This window comes from Pseudarthrobacter sp. 1C304, from assembly GCF_052245515.1.
Taxonomy (GTDB): Bacteria; Actinomycetota; Actinomycetes; order Actinomycetales; family Micrococcaceae; genus Arthrobacter.
Window position 1 is genome coordinate 1 of the sequence record NZ_JBQQCH010000011.1, and the last position, 18,793, is coordinate 18,793.

The following is an 18,793-nucleotide window of genomic DNA, read 5'->3' on the forward strand; positions in this document are numbered from 1 at the left end:
TGACCCGCGGGTTCATCATCGGCGCCACCGCCGGCCGCACCACCCTCACCGGTGAAGGCCTGCAGCACGCCGACGGCCACTCCCCCATCCTGGCCGCCACCAACCCCGCCGTCGTCACCTACGACCCGGCCTACGGCTACGAGATCGGCGTCATTATGCGCGACGGCCTCAACCGCATGTATGGTCCGGGCCCGGCCGACAATGATCCGTCGCGGAACGTGATGTACTACATCACGGTCTACAACGAGCCGATCTCCCAGCCGGCTGCACCGGCGGAAATCGACGTCGAAGGCATCATCAAGGGCATTTACCTGCTGGCTCCGGCCAAGATCGACGGCCCGCGCACGCAGATCCTGGCCTCCGGTGTCTCCGTCCCCTGGGCCCTCGAAGCCCAGCGCGTCCTCGCCGAGGACTGGGGCGTCTCCGCAGACGTCTGGTCCGTGACGTCCTGGAGCGAACTGCGCCGCGACGCCATGGCCGCCGAGGAGGAAGCCTTCCTCAACCCCGGCCAGCCCGCCCGCGTCCCGTTCGTCACCGAACAGCTGGCCGGCGCCACCGGCCCGATCGTGGCCGTCACGGACTACATGAAGGCCGTGCCGGACCAGATCCGCCAGTTCCTGCCGAACGAGTTCGCCTCGCTCGGCGCGGACGGGTTCGGGTTCTCCGACACCCGCGCCGCTGCCCGCCGCTTCTTCAAGAACGATGTCCACTCCGTGGTTGTCCGTTCGCTGCAGATGCTGGCCCGCCGCGGCGAGGTGGATGCCCAGGCTCCGGCCCAGGCGATCGAGAAGTACCGGCTGCACAACGTCAACGCCGGCACCACCGGCAACGCGGGCGGCGACTCCTAAGTCCAGCCCGGCAGCACTCGACGGCGGCTCCCACCGGAAGGCGGGGCCGCCGTCGTGCGTTTAACCCCCGGCACGCTGCACCCGGCACCCGGGACGCCGGACCCGGCACCCAGCACCCGGGGACGCCAGCCGCAGTGTGACCCGGTGCGGTCCGGCCGACCCGGCACTGTGATTAAACACAAAGCGCGTTGTAGCCTTTGCACAAATGGAGCTTGCCCGGCCATCCCCGTATGCTCGATGCATGGCCGAGCCGATCACCACTCCTGCAAAACGCAAGCCCGCCTCAAGGGCGATGCCTCCGGAGAAGGTGGAGACCCTCAAGAAACTGCGGGCCAGCGTGGGCCAGCTGTCCACCACAACGCTGCGCCAGCTGGAGAAATCCCTGCCCTGGTACAGCCGGCTGAACTCCGACGAACGCTCGGCCCTGGGCATGGTGGCCCAGAACGGCATCGCCGCGTTCGTCACCTGGTACGAGCGGCCCAGCTCACCGTCGTGGATCCTGTCCGACGTCTTTGGCACCGCCCCGACCGAGCTGACCCGCTCCATCAGCCTGCAGAAGGCCCTCCAGCTGATCCGGATCGTCGTGGAAGTCGTCGAGGACCAGGTTCCCGTGATTGCACCGGAAGCGGACCAGGGCGCTCTCCGCGAGGCGGTGCTGCGGTACTCCCGCGAGGTGGCGTTCGCCGCCGCGGACGTCTACGCCCGCGCCGCCGAATCCCGCGGATCATGGGACACCCGGCTGGAAGCCCTGATTGTCGACGCGATCCTGCGCGGCGAAAACACCGACGCCCTGCGGTCCCGGATCGCGGCGCTGGGCTGGAAGGCGCAGGAGCGCTTCACCGTGATGGTGGGCAACTCCCCGTCCGAACCGAGCGCCAGCTACGTCAGCGAACTGCGCCGCACAGCGGGGCGTTTCGCCGAGGACGCGCTGGTGGGGATCCAGGGCGACCGGCTCATCCTTATCCTCGGCGGCGTGCACGACCGCGAGACGGCCTACCTGAAACTGGCCGAGCTTTTCGCTCCCGGTCCGGTGGTGTACGGCGCCGAAGCGGGTTCCCTACTCGAGGCCAGCGGCTCCGCCCAGTCCGCGTTCGCCGGGCTCACCGCCGCCCGCGCCTGGCCGTCCGCGCCGCGCCCGGTGGCCGCCGATGACCTCCTGCCCGAACGCGTGATCTCGGGGGACGACGCCGCGCGCCGCTCCCTCGTGAAGAACATCTACCGGCCCCTGCTGGCCGCGTCCAACGGCCTGGTGGAGACCCTGGGCACGTACCTTGAACTGGGCCATTCGCTGGAGGCAACGGCGCGTGAACTTTTCGTCCACGCCAACACCGTGCGGTACCGGCTCAAGCGCGTCTGCGACGTCACCGGGTGGGATCCGCTCCTTCCGCGGGAGGCCTTTGTGCTCCAGACAGCCCTGGTGGTGGGCCGGCTGGCGGCCCCGCCCAAGCCCGCCACGGAACGCCAGCCTTCCCGGAACAGCTCCTGATCGGTTGTAGACTTCCTACAAAGTGACCCGATGAGCTTGGTGCATGAATGCACCATAAATCACGCCGCAATTTGGAAAGCTGGATACGTGCTTGCAATCGTCTGCCCTGGACAGGGCTCCCAGACCCCCGGTTTTCTGGCCCCCTGGCTGGAACTACCGCCCGTCGCAGGCCACCTGGCCTCCCTCAGCGAAATCGCAGGTATCGACCTCGCCGCCCACGGCACCACCTCCGACGAGGAGACCATCAAGGACACCGCTGTTGCGCAGCCCCTGATCGTCGCCGCCGGGCTGGTGGCCGCGAAGTCCCTGTTCGACGTCGAACTCGGCACCCTGCCGGTGATCCTCGCCGGCCACTCCGTCGGCGAAATCACGGCGTCGGCCCTAGCCGGCGTCCTGACCGAAACCGAAGCCATGACGTTCGTCCGCGAGCGTGCGAACAGCATGGCGGCTGCCGCAGCCGCCACCCCCACCGGCATGAGCGCCGTGGTGGGCGGCGACCCGGCCGGGGTCCTGGCGGCGATTGAGGCCAGCGGCGCCACGGCAGCCAACGTCAACGGTGCCGGGCAGACCGTCGCAGCAGGAACCCTGGAGCAGCTGGCGTCCCTCGCGGACAACCCGCCGGCCAAGGCCCGCGTCATTCCACTGAAGGTCGCCGGCGCGTTCCACACCTCGCACATGTCCCCCGCCGTCGCGGCGCTGCAGGCCCTGAAGCCCACGCTGCACCCGCGCAACCCGCAGGTCCCCCTGCTTTCCAACTACGACGGCGCGGAAGTCACCGATGGTGGCGCCGCCGTCGAAAGCCTGATTGCCCAGGTGTCCCGCCCGGTCCGATGGGACCTGTGCATGGAAACGCTGGTGCGCCGCGGCGTGACCGGCGTGATCGAGCTGGCCCCGGCCGGCACCCTCGCCGGACTCGCCAAACGCGGCATGCCCGGCGTCAAGACCGTCACCGTCAAGACCCCGGACGACCTGTCCGCCGCCCTGGCCCTATTCGCAGAACTGGAAGGACAGGCATGAGCGTTCCCGCCCTGAAGCAGGCGCCCCTGCACGAGCACACCCGCGTGATGGGTGTCGGTGCGTACCGGCCCGACGTCATCGTCACCAACGACGACGTCTGCCAATGGATCGACTCCTCCGACGAATGGATCCGCCAACGCACGGGCATCATCACCCGGCACCGTGCCCCCGCCGACGTCAGCGTGATCGACATGGCCGAGGGCGCAGCCCGCGAGGCCCTGCAGAAGGCCGGCATCGAGGCTTCCCAGCTCGGCGCCGTCATCGTCTCCACCGTCACCCACCCCTACGCGACGCCGTCCGCCGCGGCGAGCCTCGCAGATCGCCTCGGCGCCACGCCCGCCCCGGCCTTCGACATCTCCGCAGCCTGCGCCGGGTACTGCTACGGCATTGCCCAGGCCGACGCGCTGGTCCGCTCCGGCACGGCCGACTACGTCCTCGTGGTCGGCGCCGAAAAGCTCTCCGACGTCATCGACAACACCGAACGCACCATCTCCTTCCTCCTCGGCGACGGCGCAGGCGCCGTGGTGATCGGCCCGTCCGACACCCCGGGGATCGGCCCGTCGGTGTGGGGCTCGGACGGCAGCAAGTGGGACGCGATCGGCATGACCAACTCCATGCTGGACCTCCGCGAGCACGCCGCGGCGGGCAAGCAGGGGGCTGCACTCAGCGCCGGCGAGGCCGCCGTCACCGACGCCGCCGTCTGGCCGACCCTCCGCCAGGACGGGCAGACGGTCTTCCGCTGGGCGGTCTGGGAAATGGCCAAGGTTGCCCAGCAGGCCCTGGACGCCGCCGGCATCTCCGCTGACGACCTTGCAGCCTTCATCCCGCACCAGGCCAACATGCGGATCATCGACGAGATGGCCAAGCAGCTGAAGCTTCCGGAGACCGTGGTCATTGCGCGGGACATCGCCGACGCCGGGAACACCTCCGCTGCCTCCATCCCCCTCGCCACCCACCGCCTGCTGCAGGAAAACCCGCAGCTCAGCGGCGGGCTCGCACTGCAGATCGGCTTCGGCGCCGGGCTGGTCTTCGGCGCGCAGGTGATTGTGCTTCCGTAGGCGTCCCCGCCTCTCCACGTCTTCAAATCCCAGAGCAAGCCGAACCCTCGGTTTGAGTCATTTACCGCCCGAAGTTTCCGGCATACCGGCAGCCCACGGCACCAACAAGAAAAGGAGCCACCAATGGCTAGCAACGAAGAGATCCTGGCCGGCCTGGCTGAAATCGTCAACGAAGAGACCGGCCTGGCCACCGAGGCTGTCGAAATGGACAAGTCCTTCACCGAGGACCTGGACATCGACTCCATCTCGATGATGACGATCGTCGTCAACGCTGAAGAGAAGTTCGGCGTGCGCATCCCGGACGAAGAGGTCAAGAACCTCAAGACCGTCGGCGACGCCGTCAGCTTCATCGCAAACGCACAGGCCTAATTCGGGCCCCGGGCCGGTCCGGGGGCGCAACTGCTCCCCCGGACCGAGCCCTTGCAGTACCTTCCCCTGCACCACCCCAGAGTTTTTTCACCGCAGGCCGACGCACCCCTTTCCCGGGTTTCCGTCACGGCCGGCGCACCGACAGAGAGTGATCCCATGGCACGCAAAGTAGTCATTACCGGTCTGGGTGCCACCACGCCCATCGGCGGCGATGTCCCCACGATGTGGAAGAACGCGCTGAAGGGCGTCTCCGGCGCGCACACGCTTGAAGACGACTGGGTGGCCAAGTACGAACTGCCCGTCCATTTTGCCGCACGCGCTTCAACCCCCGCGACCGAGGTCCTGAGCCGGGTCGAAGCCAAGCGCATGGACCCCTCCACCCAGTTCGCCGTCGTCGCCTCCCGCGAAGCGTGGGCCGACGCCGGCATCACCGATGTCGACCACGACCGGCTGGCCGTGGCCTACGCCACCGGCATCGGCGGCGTCTGGACGCTCCTGGACGCCTGGGACACCCTGCGCGAAAAGGGCCCCCGCCGGGTCCTGCCGATGACCGTGCCGATGCTGATGCCCAACGGCCCGGCCGCGGCCGTGAGCCTCGACCTGGGCGCCCGCGCCGGAGCCCACACCCCGGTCTCCGCCTGCGCCTCCGGCACCGAAGCCGTGCACATGGGCCTGGACCTGATCCGTTCCGGCAAGGCAGACGTCGTCGTCTGCGGCGGGGCCGAAGCTGCCATCCACCCGATGCCGATCGCCGCCTTTGCCTCCATGCAGGCGCTCTCGCGCCGCAACGACGATCCCGAGCACGCCTCCCGGCCCTACGACCGTGACCGCGACGGCTTCGTCATGGGCGAGGGCGCCGGCGCGCTGGTGCTGGAAGCCGAGGAACACGCGCTGGCCCGCGGCGCCCGCATCTACGCCGAGCTGGCCGGGACCTCGGTGACGGCCGACGCTTACCACATCACCGCCCCGGACCCGGAGGGCCTCGGCGCCACCCGCGCGCTGAAGGCCGCCATGTTCGACGGCCGGATCCAGCCGGAAGACGTGGTGCACGTCAACGCGCACGCCACCTCCACCCCGGTCGGCGACAAGCCCGAGTACGCGGCGCTCAAGGCCGCCCTGGGCAAGCAGGTGGACAGCGTGGCGGTCTCCGCCACCAAGTCCCAGATGGGGCATTTGCTGGGCGCCTCCGGCGCGGTGGAAGCCGTGCTGACCGTGATGGCCATCTACGACCGCAAGGCCCCGGTGACCATCAACCTCGAGAACCAGGATCCGGAGATCCCGCTCGACGTCGTCACCACGGCCCGCGACCTGCCGTCCGGCAGCATCGCCGCGCTGAGCAACTCCTTCGGCTTCGGCGGCCACAACGCCGTGATCGCGGTGCGCAGCATCTAGCCCCACCGCAGCGCGCCGGGCAGGCAGATGGCGGCAATGTTCTTCGGGAACATTGCCGCCATCTGTCTTTTCGGTGCTAGTTCAGGCGGTAGTCATTGATAACGACGCCGGATCCGAACCGTTCGCTGGCGGTCAGCTCCGCGTTCCGGGGCGTGTAGCCGTGGCCGGCGAAGAGCGGGATCCCCGCACCGAACGTCACGGGATTGACCTTCAGGACCAGCCGGTCGATCTCACCGGCCAGGGCGGACGCCAGCTGCCCTCCGCCGCACAACCAGATGTCCGCACCGTCCGGCCCGGCCTTCAGTTCCCTGACGACGGCGGCCGGGTCCTCCGCGCTGGTGGTGACCGCGGCCGGGGCGGCGGTCCGCGTCCGGGAAAACACATACTGCCGCAGGTGGGGATAAGGGTTGTCGAGGCCCTGAGCCAGCCCCACCGCATAGGTGTTCCAGCCCATCAGGACGGTGTCGAAGCGGGTCAGCGGGGCCGTGAGCCCCAGGGCAGCCAGCGCAGGCGCCGGAAGGGCGTCCGTATAGTCCCGCACGATGGTGTCCATGTGGTCACCGGTGACGGGAAAGGCATCGAAGGTGTGGTCCGGTGCCGCGATAAAGCCGTCCAGGCTGACGGCGACGTAGTACACGAGCTCGCGCATGTTCTCTCCGTTCATGGCTGAGGAAGCGGTGGAACGAGACTACGTTACCCGCGGCGCCGCCTGCGACAACGACAGCCGGCGGCACGGTTCCTGGGAACGGTGCCGCCGGCTGTCGTTGTGGATTGCTATGGAGTGATTGTCTGGAAGCCCCCGCGGGCCGGAGCCTCAGCCCACCTGGTGCAGCCAGCGTACGGGAGCGCCCTCGGCCGCGTGGCGGAACGGTTCGAGTTCCTCGTCCCAGGCCTCGCCGAGGGCCAGGGACAGCTCGTGGTAGACCGCCGACGGGTCGCCCGCGCCGGACTCGTAGGCGTAGCGGATGCGGTCCTCGGAAACCATGATGTTGCCGTGCACATCGGTGACGGCGTGGAAAATGCCGAGCTCAGGCGTGTGGGACCAGCGGCCGCCGTCAACCCCCTGGCTTGGTTCTTCCGTGACCTCGTAGCGCAGGTGCGCCCAGCCTCGGAGCGCGGACGCCAATTGAGCCCCCGTGCCCGGGTTTCCGGTCCACGACAGCTCGGCCCGGAACATTCCGGGCGCTGCTGGCTGAGCGGTCCACTCAAGGTCCGTCCGCTTGTCCACGACAGAACCTATGGCCCACTCAACGTGGGGGCACAGGGCGGTCGGGGCCGAGTGAACGAACAAGACACCGCGGGTCAGTGCAACAGACATTCCATCCTCCATAGCTGTAGGTACGTCTTCCCCAACGACCTCTTGCCTGGATGTCTGTCTGTTGCGCGGGTCCGCCATGATCGGGTGGTCCTTGCCAGACTATTAAATTAGTGCCCGGTATCTCGGTGGGGCTGATGCTCAAGAGCTTCAATCGACACTCGAAGGTGGCCGGGCGTGAGTCTTATTCTGCCGTACGCCTTGTTATTACGCCAGTGAAATTCGGCGCGTCTTTCCCGGCACGCCGCGCTGTGTCTTATATGGGCGGTCCGCGGGGGCCGGCACGCCGCCGGGCGGAGGGGTCAGGCCCTCGGGTGGGCCTGCTGGTAGCTCTGCCGGAGCCGCTCCACGGAGACGTGCGTATAGATCTGCGTGGTGGCAAGGCTGCTGTGGCCCAGGATTTCCTGCACTGCACGGAGGTCGGCCCCGCCGTCGAGCAGGTGCGTCGCGGCCGAGTGCCGGAGGGCGTGCGGCCCGGTCGCGGCGGTGTCCCCCAGCGCGAGCAGCAGATCGCGGACCACACTGCGGACCTGCCGCTGGTCCACCCGTTTGCCGCGGGCGCCGAGGAACAGCGCCGGGCCGGAAGTTTCCGTGGCGAGGGCGGGCCTGCCCCGGCGCAGCCAGTCGTCGACGGCGATCGCTGCGGGCAGTCCGTAGGGCACCGTACGTTCCTTGTTGCCTTTGCCGACCACGCGCAGGGTCCTGCGGTCAGGATCGAAGTCGTCCACGTCGAGGCCGGCCAGCTCGCCGACCCGGATGCCCGTGGCGTACAGCAGCTCCACCATGGCGCGGTTCCGCAGCGGCAGGGGCCCGCCCTCGGCGGCAGCAGTTTCGGTGCCTTCGACGAGGCGGAGGACCTGCTGCTGGTGCAGAACGCCGGGCAAGGACTTCTCCCGCTTGGGCGCCTTCAGCCGCAGCGCCGGATCCGCGGCGATCAGTTCCTCGCGGACCGCCCAGGCTGTGAAGGCCCTGGCAGTCGCGGAGCGGCGTGCCAGCGTGGCACGGGACATCCCGCCTTCGCTTTGCGCACCTAGCCACCGCCGCAGGGTCCCCAGTTCCAGGTCCGGCAGGTCCTCCACCCCTTCGGAGACGGCATACTCCAGGAGGCTTCCGACGTCGGAGAGGTAAGCGCGTACCGTGTGGGCCGAGCGGCCCCGCTCCGCCTCCAAGTAGCGGCCGAAGGCTGCGGCGGCGGCGGCCAGCGGGGCCGGGATCTGCTGTGTGGGCACCCCCTTACTTTCGCAGGATTCGTCCGGCGGTCAAGGAGCCGGGCGGCGCGCCGCGGGTCTGCTGCTGCCACGGCGCCTCCTCCGGGAACCGGGCACCGCTCAGCCGGGCTTCCCGGAGCGTTTCCAGCCGCCGGCGCGCGACTCGGCCAGCCCCAGCAACCCGAGCCGGCCCAGGCCCGCCCGGACCGAGTCCGCGCTGAGCCCCGCCACGACGGTGAGTTTTTCGACCGAGGTGGCGGTCCGCAGAGGCAGGGCGTCGAGCAGGATGAGGTCCTCCAGCGTCAGCCCGTCCTGGACCGCCGCGGGTCCGGATTTGTCATCGGGCAGAGATTCGCCGCTGGGCCCCGCGAGTTCGGCAATCTCGCCCGCATCGGTGACGCAGACAGCGCCCCCTTCGCGGAGCAGCCGGTGGCAACCAGCGGAGTTGGCGCTGTGCACCGACCCCGGGACCGCGCCAACCGCCCGGCCCAGCGTCTCGGCATGGTGCGCCGTGTTCAGCGCGCCGGATCTCCACCGGGCCTCCACCACCACCGTAACCGCCGAGAGCGCGGCTATCAGCCTGTTCCGCTGCAGGAACCGGTAGCGCGTCGGGGCGGACCCCGGCGGCACCTCAGCGAGGACCGCGCCCTGGTTGGCGACGGCCCGGAGCAGGTCCTCGTTGCCCGACGGGTAGAAGCGGTCCACTCCCCCGGCCATCACGGCGATGGTGGGGATCCCGCCGGGCGGGGCTCCGGCAAGGGCGGCCCGGTGGGCGTGCGCGTCGATCCCGTACGCGCCGCCGGAGACGATGGTGAACCCCCGCTGGGCCAGTGAGTACGCCAGGTCACCCGTCACCGACCCGCCGTAGGAGGTGCTGTCCCGGGAACCGACCAGGGCAATGGACTTGGGGGCCGGCGGCAGTTCCTGCTCGATGCCGCGCCACCAGAGGCAGATAGGCTCCTGCAGGCCAAGATCAGCCAGCTGACCAGGCCAGAGGTCGTCAGTGGGAATGATCAGGCGCCCGCCCAGCCGCTGCATCGTAGCGAGATCCCGTGCCGGCGCCAGATCCGGGATCCTGGGCGCCCAGCGCTGCCGTGCAGCCCCCAACCCCGTCCACCCGGCGCCCGTGCCGTTTTCGTCCAGCAGCCCGAACATTTCGCGCTCCAGCTCCGCACCGGCGGCCAGCTGCCCGGTGGCTATCCGTAGGGCGTCCTCCGCACCGGCGGCGCGCACGAGTGCGAGTCCCGCGGCGTCCTGCGGCTCAAACAGCCGTGACAGCGCTGCCCGCGCCGTCCGATCGCTCTCTGTCATGGGGGGGTCCTTTCACGCTCTGGCATCAGTGGCGGTACCGCCGCGCGGCGGAACCGGGCAAACGGGCTGGGCAACAAACGGGCTGGGTAACAAACGGGCTAGGCCGCGACAGCTGCCTGCCGCAGGTTGAGGGCCACCCCGATGTCATCGGCCTCCGGCACCTCGCGGAGGGACAGATCCGCCAGGGTCCATGCCAGGCGCAGAACACGGTCGTAGCCGCGTGCCGTCAGCACCCCGCGCTCCAGGGCATGGTCCAGGATCTGGGTAGTAGAGGCACCCAGCCGGAGGGCACCCCGGAGCACACGCCCCGGGACCTGGGCATTGGTCTCCATCCCGAAGGGCAGGAGACGCTCCAGCTGGCGCTTCCGGGCTGCCTCGACGCGGGCCGCGATGGTGGCGGTGTCCTCCTCGGCCACGGGCTGGCCGAAGTCCGCCAGCGAGACGCGCTCCACCTGCAGCTGGATGTCGACCCGGTCCAGGAGCGGCCCGGACATGCGGGCCAGGTAGCGCCGCCGCATGGTGGGCGTGCAGATGCAGTCGACCCCTTTGCCCGCGGCCTTGCCGCAGGGACAGGGATTGGCCGCAAGAACCAGCTGGAAGCGCGCCGGGTACGCCGCCGTTCCTGCAGAGCGGTGAAGCACCAGTTCCCCGCTCTCCAGCGGCTGCCGCAGCGCGTCCAGGACGCGGCGTTCATATTCGGGCGCCTCATCGAGGAACAGCACCCCGCGGTGGGCCCGCGAGGCTGCCCCCGGCCGGGGCAGCCCGGAGCCCCCGCCGATGATGGCCGCCGGCGTGGCTGTGTGGTGCGGGCTCTCGTACGGCGGCCTGCGGACAAGGTCCAGGGAAGCCGAGGTCAGCGAGCACAGGGAATGGATGGCGGTCACTTCCATGGCCTCGGCGTCACCAAGGTCCGGCAGGAGCCCGGGAAGCCGCTCAGCCAGCATAGTCTTGCCGGCGCCCGGCGGCCCCGTGAGCAGCAGGTGGTGGGCCCCGGCGGCGGCCACTTCCAGCGCCTTCCGGGCCTCCCCCTGCCCGGAGACGTCCCGCATGTCCGGCGGCACGAACGACACCGGACCGCCGCCGGTCTCCGGTTCCTCCTGATCCGGTTCGGGGTCGAAGTCGAGGGCCAGGTCCTGCGGATCAGCGCCAAAGTCGAACGCCAGCCGGGCAAGCGTGGAGTAGCCCTGCACACGGGCGCCCGGCACCAGTTTCGCCTCGGCGGCGTTTGCCTGCGCCACAACGACGTCGGCGTACCCGGCCCGCACGGCGGCCATCACGGCGGGCAGGACCCCGCGGACCGGCCGCAGCCTGCCGTCCAGACCCAGTTCGGCGATGAACACCGTGCGGCCCGTGGAGCGGACATCACGGGAGGCGAGGAGGGCGGCCATGGCAATGGCCAGGTCAAAGCCGGAACCGCGTTTAGGCAGCGACGCCGGGATGAGGTTGGCCGTGATCTTGCGGCGGCTGAGGGGGATGCCGGAGTTCTGCGCGGCGGAGCGGATCCGCTCCTTGGCCTCATTGAGGGACGCGTCCGGCAGACCCAGGATCACAAATGCCGGGAGTGTTTGTCCGATGTCGGCCTCGACTTCGACGATGTAGCCGTTCAGCCCGACGAGGGCCACCGAGTAGGTCCGGCCGAGTGCCACTCACCCCACCCCCTTGAGGTGTTCCACGGACGGCACGCCGCTGCCGTCGTCGAGCACCGCGACCACATCGACCCGGCGCAGCGGCATACGGAGTTCATGGTCACGGCACCAGGCGGAGGCCAGCCGGTGCAGCCGGGCGAGTTTGTCGACGCCGACGGCTTCGAAGGGGTGCCCGTAGGCGAGGGACCTGCGGGTCTTGACCTCGGCGATCACCAGCGCATCGCCGTCAAGCGCCACAATGTCGATCTCGCCCTCGGGGCACCGCCAGTTGCGGTCCACGATCCGCATGCCCTGGGCCTCGAGGTAGCCGGCCGCGAGTTCCTCCCCGCGCCGGCCCAGCACGTCCTTTGCTCTCATGGAACAAGCCTGTTCCGGAACACCGGAACAGCACAGGCATCGATCAGGCTATGTGGGTAACTCGCCTGTCATACCCGGCGGGACCCGGACCGCTTAGGCTTCGGTGCGGGCTTCCTGGACGGTGCGTGAGAGCAGGCAGAACTCGTTGCCTTCGGGATCGCTGAGCACAACCCAGGTTGCTTCGGGCCCCTGGCCAACGTCCGTGCGCCGCGCGCCCAGATCCAGGAGCCGCTCAAGCTCCTCGGCGGTCGAGGAGCCGTCAGCGCGGAGGTCAAGGTGCAGCCGGTTCTTGACGGATTTCTTCTCCGGCACGGCTATCACGTCGATGGTGGGCCACGAGCCGTCCGCCGGCCCGATGCTGATGACACCGTCCTCCTCGTCAATGACGCGCCAGTCGAGGACGCGGCACCAGAAGTCGGCGATAACGCGCGGCTGTGCGGCGTCGATGGCGATGGACGAGATCCGGCTGGGCATGCGGCTCAGTTCCCCAGGTCCTCGACCTTGGGCAGGGCGAGCTCCTCGCTGCGCGGCAGCTCTTCCACGTTGACGTCCTTGAAGGTGATGACCCGGACGCTCTTGACGAAGCGGGCGGAACGGTAGACGTCCCAGACCCAGGCGTCCTGCAGGGTCAGATCGAAGTAGACCTCACCGTCGGCGCTGCGGGCCTGCAGGTCGACATGGTTGGCCAGGTAAAAACGCCGCTCGGTCTCGACCACGTAGCTGAACAGCCCGACGACGTCGCGGTATTCGCGGTAGAGCTGCAGCTCCATGTCGGTTTCATAGTTTTCAAGGTCCTCGGCACTCATGGTTCCATCTTGCACCATCCCGCGGCGCCCGCGCGCCAGGCGCCTCAGTCTGCGAGCAGCTGCCAGCTCACCCGGTGGTACGGCGTGGGCCCGGCCGCGCGGAGGGCTTCCTTGTGGACGGCGGTGCCGTAGCCCTTGTTCACGTCCCAGCCGAAGGCCGGGTACTCCCGGTGCAGGTCGCGCATCATGCCGTCGCGCTCCACCTTCGCCAGGATGGACGCCGCGGCGACACTCAGGCACTGCATGTCCGCTTTGACCAGCGTGTGCACCGGAGCGTCGCAGCCCGGCTCCGCCGGTCCGTCGTCGAACAGGGAGGGCTGGGACTCCGGGGACAGCCAGTTGTGGCTCCCGTCCAGGAGGACGACGTCGGGCCGCACCCCGGAGGCCAGGACGGCGAGCCAGGCGCGCGTGCCGGCGAGCCGGAGGGCCGCGACGATGCCCAGGGCGTCGATCTCGTTCGCCGAAGCGTGCCCGACGGCGGAGGCCACACTCCAGCTGCGGACCAGGGGCACCAGCCGTTCGCGGTCAGCCACCTTGAGCAGTTTGCTGTCCCGCACGTCGGCCAGCAGTTTCTGCCGGTGCAGGTCCACGACGGCGATGCCCACGCTGACCGGCCCGGCGAGGGCACCGCGGCCCACCTCGTCGATGCCGGCGAGGAGCCGGGCGCCGGAGCTGCGGAAACGGCGCTCGTAGTCGAGGGTGGGGGCTTCGGACATGGCGGCCGCCGTTACTTTCCGGCCGGGGCCGGCACGCCGCCAAAGACCTCGGAGTAGTTGTCGAGCGCGGTGACGCGGTTCAGCGGCCAGGCAATGACGGCGGCCTTGCCCTCGATGTCCTCGATGTCGACGAATCCGCCGTTGCTGTCCATGTGGGCGCGGGAATCGGCGGAATGGTTGCGGTTGTCGCCCATGACCCACACCTTCCCGGCCGGGACCACAACGTCGAAATCGCGGGCCTGGGGCACCTCGGCGGGATTGATGTACGGCTCGTCGAGCGGGGTGCCGTTGATAGTGATCCGTCCGCCGGCGTCGCAGCAGACCACGTGGTCACCCGGCAGTCCGATGACGCGCTTGACCAGGTGCTGCTCCGAGTTGTCCGGCAGGAGTCCGATGAACGTCAGCCCGCCTTGCACCCAGGCGAAGGGCCCGGCGTCCTTCTCCGCGACGGGGACCAGCCAGTCCTGGGTGTCGCGGAACACCACGACGTCGCCGCGCTCCAGGGCGAACGGCTCCGGGACGAGCAGGTTGACGAAGATCCTGTCATTGACGTCCAGGGTGTTGACCATGGATTCGGACGGGATGTAGAAGGCGCGGAAAAAGAACGTCTTGATCAGAAAGGACAGCACGATGGCGACGAGCACCACGGTGGCCACTTCCTTGGCCCAGAGGAACATCGGGCTGCGGTGCTCCCGGGATTTCGCCCGGCGCGAATGCTTCGAGGCACCGGCATGGGCGGGGCCGGCGGGGTGCCCGCCGTCGTCCACGGGGTGCCCGCCGTCGTCCACGGGCTGTGCCGGGGCGGGGACCTCGGAGGAGGTCACCCGGGGCTCCTCCTGCCCCCGCGGATCAGGAGTCCGGGGTCCGGTCTCGGGCATTTACTGTCCGTTCGTCGCTGTTGATGGGGTGGCTTCGGGGGGCCGGGTTATTGCTGTAAATCTATCAAGCGGCCAGATGATCTGTACGGGCCGTCCGATGACCCGTTCCAGCGGCACCATGCCTCCGCCCGGCGCGCCCAGAAGGCTGCGGGAGTCGGCGGACTGCGAGCGGTGGTCCCCCATCAGCCAGAGCCTGCCCTCGGGCACCATCACGCTGAACTTCAGCTGGCTCGGGGCGTCTCCCGCATAGAGGTACGGCTCCTCGACCGGCTGGCCGTTGACTGTGAGCCTGCCGCCGGCATCGCAACAGACCACATGGTCGCCCGCGACGCCGATCACGCGTTTGATGTAGGTGCTGTCGCCGCCGGACAGGCCAAGCCAGTGGCCGGCATCGGCCAGGAAGTCCAGTGCGGGGGCCGCGCCGCTGCCCAGCGGGGCGAAGGAGCCGCGGCCGTCGAAGACCACAATGTCGCCGCGGCCCACCGGTTCAGACTGGAAGTCCGTCCGGGAGACGAGGATCCTGTCCCCCTCCTGGAACATCGGTTCCATCGAGGCGGAGGGGATGTAGTAGACGTCGAGCCAGAGCGAGCGGACCAGGCCGCTGATGAGGACCGCCAGGAAAACGGCCAGCAACACAAAACGCCAGCCGAGTCTCCTGGGCTGGCGTTTTGTGTGTTCCATGATCCGTATCCTCATAACGCTTTTCTGAAGTGAACAGCGCTGTTGCGGAAGCTCCGGCGCTGGCCGGACACGGTTCGCGGACCCGCGAAGGAAGCCTGGAAAGACTTACTTGGCGGTCTGGAAGTCGCGCTTTTCCTTGATCTTCGCGGCCTTACCACGCAGGTTGCGCATGTAGTAAAGCTTGGCGCGGCGCACGTCACCCTTGGAGACGAGCTCGATCTTGTCGATGATCGGGGAGTGCACCGGGAAGGTACGCTCCACGCCGACGCCGAAGGAGACCTTGCGGACGGTGAAGGTTTCGCGGACGCCGTCGCCCTGGCGGCCCAGGACGAAGCCCTGGAAGACCTGGACGCGGGAGTTCTTGCCTTCGATGATGTTCACGTGCACCTTGAGGGTGTCACCTGCACGGAATTCGGGAACATCGGTGCGCAGCGAGGCTGCATCTACGGAATCGAGGATATGCATTAATCCACTCCTGGTGAACGCCACAGGTCCTTCACGTTGGGTCACGGCGGCCAAGCCCGGACGCGGATGCGTCCCGAAATTCCCGCCGAAAAGTTGTCGATCCGGCTCCGTCAGGAATAGACGGGGCCGGGGTGCCGTGCTGTTGGTGGCGCTCCCCCTGTGGCAGGTTCGCAACCCAGCAGGCACAAGGACTAATTTTGCCACACCCGGGGCTTTCCAGCCAATCTGCTCAGGCGGATTCTCCGCCGTCGGCCGGGCGGCGCGCCAGGCGGCCGTCGACGACGTCGTACCCCAGGTCCGCGAAGGCGGTGCGGTCCGCGCGGGGCAGCGCGCCGGCGTCGAACCCTTCCAGCAGGTCAGGGCGGCGTTCAGCGGTACGCCGGTACTGCTCGTGCCGGCGCCACTGGGCGATCTTTCCGTGGTTGCCGCTGAGCAGCACCGCCGGGACGTTCCGGTCGCGCCAGCTGGAAGGCTTGGTGTAGACGGGGTATTCCAGCAGACCGTCCGAGTGGGATTCCTCGACCAGGGATTCGGGATTGCCGACGACGCCGGGCAGCAGGCGGCCGATGGCCTCCACCATGGCCAGCACGGCCACTTCGCCGCCGTTCAGGACGTAATCGCCCAGGCTCATGGGCCGCACGGTGAAGTGCTCGGCGGCCCATTCCAGGACGCGCTCGTCAATGCCTTCGTAGCGTCCGCAGGCGAACACCAGGCGGTCCTCCCCGGCCAGTTCGTGGGCCGTGGCCTGGGTGAACCGCTCCCCCGCCGGTGACGGGACGATCAGGACCGGCTTCGCCGCGTCGGTCCCGGGCCCGGCCACGGCCGAGAGCGCCTGGGCCCAGGGCTCGGGTTTCATGACCATGCCGGCGCCGCCGCCGTAGGGGGTGTCATCCACGGTGCGGTGCCGGTCCGTGGTGAAGTCCCGGAGGTCGTGGACGTTCAGCTCCAGCAGTCCGTCCTGGCGCGCCTTGCCGATCAGGGACAGCTCCAGCGGGGCCAGGTACTCGGGGAAGATGCTGACGACGTCGATCCGCATTTAGGCGTGCTCTCCGGCGTCGGCGGGACCCCCGGCGCTGCCGGGCTTGGCCGCGTCCTCGGCGTTCACTTCGAACAGCCCGGGGGGCGGAGCGACCACCACGTACTTTTCGCCCACGTTGACCTCGGGCACGATCTGCTCGACGAACGGGACCAGGACCTCCTGGCCGTCGTTCGTGGTGACCACCAGCAGGTCCTGGACCGGCATGGTGTGCAGTCCGGTGACCTTGCCCACCACGCTGCCGCCCACGTGGACGTCCAGGCCCTCGAGCTCGTGCTCGTACCAGCCCTCATCGTCGTCGTCGGCGCCGATGTCTTCGGTTTCGATGAACAGCTTGGCGCCGCGGAGGGCCTCGGCGTCGTTGCGGGTCTCCACCTCGTCGAACGCCAGCAGCAGGATGTCCTTGTTCCAGCGGGCACTGAACACGGTGAGCGGCCCGGAGGATGCCGGCTCCACAATGAACTGCGTCCCGGGGACGAAACGGTCTCCGGGCGCATCCGTCAGCACCTGGACGGTCACTTCGCCGCGGATGCCGTGGGGTTTGCCGATTCGTGCCACCTGGAGCTGCATCTGTTCCTCTGTTCGAATGTTCTTGACGCCGTTAATTGTGATGGTGCGTTTTGTCGGTGCGTTTACTGCGCAAAACAGTCCGGCCCCTCCACCATAAGCTGGTGGAGGGGCCGGACTAAAGACAAGTACTGCTGGTCGCGCTACCGGCGGCGGTCGGTGTCGACGACGTCGACCCTGACCGGCTCGCCGTCGGCCAGTGCTGCCACCACAGTGCGCAAAGCGCGTGCGGTGCGGCCCTGGCGTCCGATCACCCGTCCGAGGTCGTCCTGGTGAACGCGCACTTCGAGGGTGTCCCCGCGGCGGTTGTTCTTGGCACTGACCTTGACGTCCTCGGGGCTGTCAACAATCCCGCGGACCAGGTGTTCGAGCGCTTCTGCCAGCAATTTACTCAGCCTCGGTGGTCTCTGCTTCGGCGTCGGCGGGGGCCTCGGCTGCGTCGTCCTTCTTGGCCTTCTTGGTGATGGCTTCCGGGATGATCACGGAACCCTTTTCCGGGGCAACGAACTCAGCCTTGGCGGCCTTGGTCTTCAGGGTTCCCTCCTGGCCCGGGAGACCCTTGAACTTCTGCCAGTCACCGGTGATCTTGAGGATCGCAGCAACCTGCTCGGACGGCTGTGCGCCGACGCCGAGCCAGTACTGTGCACGGTCCGAGTCGACCTCGATGTACGAGGGCTCTTCGGTCGGGTGGTACTTGCCGATCTCTTCAATGGCACGGCCGTCACGCTTGGAGCGTGCGTCCATGACGACGATGCGGTAGTACGGTGCGCGCATCTTGCCGAAGCGCTTAAGGCGAATCTTTACGGCCACTTTTGTGGTCACTCCTGTTTCTGAAACGGGGTCGAGCCCGGCGTTCTGCACCCGTGGGGCGGGCCATACTAGGGGGTTCTAAAAGGACAAGATCCGGACGCGGAGAGAGGGGCCACGCAGATCAAGTACCTGTTCATTGTGCCAGATCAGCGGCGGGATTTCGACTTGACACCCGCAACCGGCCCATTCCGCGGCCTGCCGGAGGCCGCGCGCTGGTCAGGAGGTCCAGACGTAAAGCCCGGATTTGCTGGCCGGGTCGACGCCGGCAGCCAGTTCGGCGAGCTGCCGGACGATGCGTGCGGCCTGCTCGGCACCGAAGGGCATGTCCTCCTCGGCGGCCCAGCTCTCGGCCACCTCATCCAGGACGTTGCCCTCCCCCTCGGTCTCGTAGCTGAGGAGCTCGGCCAGGGCCCGGACCATCGCCGCCGGCACGCCGAGCAGGGAGTCACTGGCGACGTCCACCATGGCGAGTTCGTAATCGGCGCCGGCGGCGTGCACCGCGGCACCGGCCAGGTCACCCAGGCGCTCGACTTCGAAGTCGGTGATGTCCGCGATCCGGACGGCCCCGGCAGCGGCTGCCGCCCCGCCGTCGAGGGCGGCGGCGCGCTTGAGGGCTTCATCGTGGGTGGCGACAAAGACTTCGGTGAATCCCATGGAACAAGTCCTTACGTTCGGCGGCGCTGGTCCGCTGTTTTTCGGCGTCGTTTCCAGCCTATCCGTTCCGCCAGCCGCAAGGGGCATGCGCTCCCCCGGCCGTGGCCACTGGACATACTGCCGCTATGTCCGGTGGCCGCGGCGGCGAGGGGGCATGTCCGCCGGGGTGGGGC

Annotated in this window: 23 protein-coding genes; 6 read left to right on the forward strand and 17 right to left on the reverse strand. The window is 68.7% G+C overall.

Annotated features, from left to right (window positions below):
• The 6 genes from ACTWQD_RS16795 to fabF form a co-directional block, all read left to right on the forward strand.
• The coding region (locus ACTWQD_RS16795) for a transketolase-like TK C-terminal-containing protein (protein WP_443197272.1) at positions 1-848 on the forward strand (848 nt) is incomplete at its 5' end.
• 241 nt (positions 849-1,089) lie between these two features.
• A complete protein-coding gene (locus ACTWQD_RS16800) occupies positions 1,090-2,334 on the forward strand; it encodes a PucR family transcriptional regulator (RefSeq protein ID WP_443197273.1) in 1,245 nt (414 codons plus the stop codon).
• 87 nt (positions 2,335-2,421) lie between these two features.
• Entirely contained in the window at positions 2,422-3,351 is a 930-nt protein-coding gene (locus tag ACTWQD_RS16805) for an ACP S-malonyltransferase (protein ID WP_443197274.1), read from the forward strand.
• Entirely contained in the window at positions 3,348-4,409 is a 1,062-nt protein-coding gene (locus ACTWQD_RS16810; RefSeq protein WP_443197275.1) for a beta-ketoacyl-ACP synthase III, read from the forward strand. Before ACTWQD_RS16805 ends, ACTWQD_RS16810 begins: the two co-directional genes overlap by 4 nt.
• A 123-nt stretch (positions 4,410-4,532) precedes the next feature.
• On the forward strand, positions 4,533-4,778 hold the full coding sequence (locus ACTWQD_RS16815; protein WP_018773434.1) for an acyl carrier protein: 246 nt from the start codon (positions 4,533-4,535) through the stop codon (positions 4,776-4,778).
• Between the two features lie 156 nt (positions 4,779-4,934).
• Positions 4,935-6,170 carry a beta-ketoacyl-ACP synthase II gene (gene fabF, locus ACTWQD_RS16820; RefSeq protein ID WP_443197276.1) on the forward strand — a complete coding sequence of 412 codons (1,236 nt, stop codon included), beginning with the start codon at positions 4,935-4,937 and terminating at the stop codon, positions 6,168-6,170.
• A 76-nt stretch (positions 6,171-6,246) separates the two neighbouring features.
• On the opposite strand, the gene ACTWQD_RS16825 is transcribed toward fabF, so the two are convergent.
• The 17 genes from ACTWQD_RS16825 to ACTWQD_RS16905 form a co-directional block, all read right to left on the reverse strand.
• On the reverse strand, positions 6,247-6,819 hold the full coding sequence (locus ACTWQD_RS16825) for a dihydrofolate reductase family protein (RefSeq protein ID WP_443197277.1): 573 nt from the start codon (positions 6,817-6,819) through the stop codon (positions 6,247-6,249).
• Between the two features lie 165 nt (positions 6,820-6,984).
• Positions 6,985-7,488, reverse strand: coding sequence for a DUF3145 domain-containing protein (locus ACTWQD_RS16830; RefSeq protein ID WP_056426723.1), 504 nt, complete (start codon positions 7,486-7,488; stop codon positions 6,985-6,987).
• A gap of 299 nt (positions 7,489-7,787) precedes the next feature.
• Positions 7,788-8,714, reverse strand: a complete 927-nt coding sequence (locus ACTWQD_RS16835) for a tyrosine recombinase XerC (RefSeq protein WP_443197278.1) — start codon at positions 8,712-8,714, stop codon at positions 7,788-7,790.
• Between the two features lie 99 nt (positions 8,715-8,813).
• Positions 8,814-10,004 (reverse strand): DNA-processing protein DprA, encoded by a 1,191-nt coding sequence (dprA, locus tag ACTWQD_RS16840; RefSeq protein ID WP_443197279.1) that lies wholly within the window; start codon positions 10,002-10,004, stop codon positions 8,814-8,816.
• Positions 10,005-10,102: 98 nt separating this feature from the next.
• Positions 10,103-11,650: a YifB family Mg chelatase-like AAA ATPase gene (locus ACTWQD_RS16845; RefSeq protein WP_443197280.1), complete on the reverse strand. Its 1,548-nt coding sequence runs from the start codon at positions 11,648-11,650 to the stop codon at positions 10,103-10,105.
• The gene (locus ACTWQD_RS16850; RefSeq protein ID WP_443197281.1) at positions 11,651-12,007 is read right to left on the reverse strand and encodes a YraN family protein; all 357 of its coding nucleotides are present in this window, start codon (positions 12,005-12,007) and stop codon (positions 11,651-11,653) included.
• A 93-nt stretch (positions 12,008-12,100) separates the two neighbouring features.
• On the reverse strand, positions 12,101-12,481 hold the full coding sequence (locus tag ACTWQD_RS16855) for a VOC family protein (RefSeq protein WP_443197282.1): 381 nt from the start codon (positions 12,479-12,481) through the stop codon (positions 12,101-12,103).
• A gap of 5 nt (positions 12,482-12,486) precedes the next feature.
• On the reverse strand, positions 12,487-12,813 hold the full coding sequence (locus tag ACTWQD_RS16860) for a DUF2469 domain-containing protein (protein WP_018773443.1): 327 nt from the start codon (positions 12,811-12,813) through the stop codon (positions 12,487-12,489).
• 44 nt (positions 12,814-12,857) lie between these two features.
• On the reverse strand, positions 12,858-13,529 hold the full coding sequence (locus ACTWQD_RS16865; protein ID WP_443197283.1) for a ribonuclease HII: 672 nt from the start codon (positions 13,527-13,529) through the stop codon (positions 12,858-12,860).
• 11 nt (positions 13,530-13,540) lie between these two features.
• Positions 13,541-14,407, reverse strand: a complete 867-nt coding sequence (gene lepB / locus ACTWQD_RS16870) for a signal peptidase I (RefSeq protein WP_443197284.1) — start codon at positions 14,405-14,407, stop codon at positions 13,541-13,543.
• Positions 14,408-15,088: a signal peptidase I gene (gene lepB, locus ACTWQD_RS16875; RefSeq protein WP_443197285.1), complete on the reverse strand. Its 681-nt coding sequence runs from the start codon at positions 15,086-15,088 to the stop codon at positions 14,408-14,410.
• A gap of 105 nt (positions 15,089-15,193) precedes the next feature.
• Positions 15,194-15,553, reverse strand: coding sequence for a 50S ribosomal protein L19 (gene rplS, locus ACTWQD_RS16880; protein ID WP_443197286.1), 360 nt, complete (start codon positions 15,551-15,553; stop codon positions 15,194-15,196).
• A gap of 229 nt (positions 15,554-15,782) precedes the next feature.
• On the reverse strand, positions 15,783-16,589 hold the full coding sequence (gene trmD / locus ACTWQD_RS16885; RefSeq protein ID WP_443197287.1) for a tRNA (guanosine(37)-N1)-methyltransferase TrmD: 807 nt from the start codon (positions 16,587-16,589) through the stop codon (positions 15,783-15,785).
• Complete coding sequence (gene rimM / locus ACTWQD_RS16890) at positions 16,590-17,159, reverse strand: ribosome maturation factor RimM (RefSeq protein ID WP_443197288.1); 570 nt, start codon at positions 17,157-17,159, stop codon at positions 16,590-16,592.
• A 140-nt stretch (positions 17,160-17,299) separates the two neighbouring features.
• Positions 17,300-17,542 carry an RNA-binding protein gene (locus tag ACTWQD_RS16895; protein ID WP_056426755.1) on the reverse strand — a complete coding sequence of 81 codons (243 nt, stop codon included), beginning with the start codon at positions 17,540-17,542 and terminating at the stop codon, positions 17,300-17,302.
• Position 17,543: 1 nt separating this feature from the next.
• Positions 17,544-17,966, reverse strand: a complete 423-nt coding sequence (gene rpsP, locus ACTWQD_RS16900) for a 30S ribosomal protein S16 (protein ID WP_443197289.1) — start codon at positions 17,964-17,966, stop codon at positions 17,544-17,546.
• A gap of 216 nt (positions 17,967-18,182) precedes the next feature.
• Entirely contained in the window at positions 18,183-18,620 is a 438-nt protein-coding gene (locus ACTWQD_RS16905; protein ID WP_443197290.1) for a hypothetical protein, read from the reverse strand.
• Between the last annotated feature and the right edge of the window lie 173 nt (positions 18,621-18,793).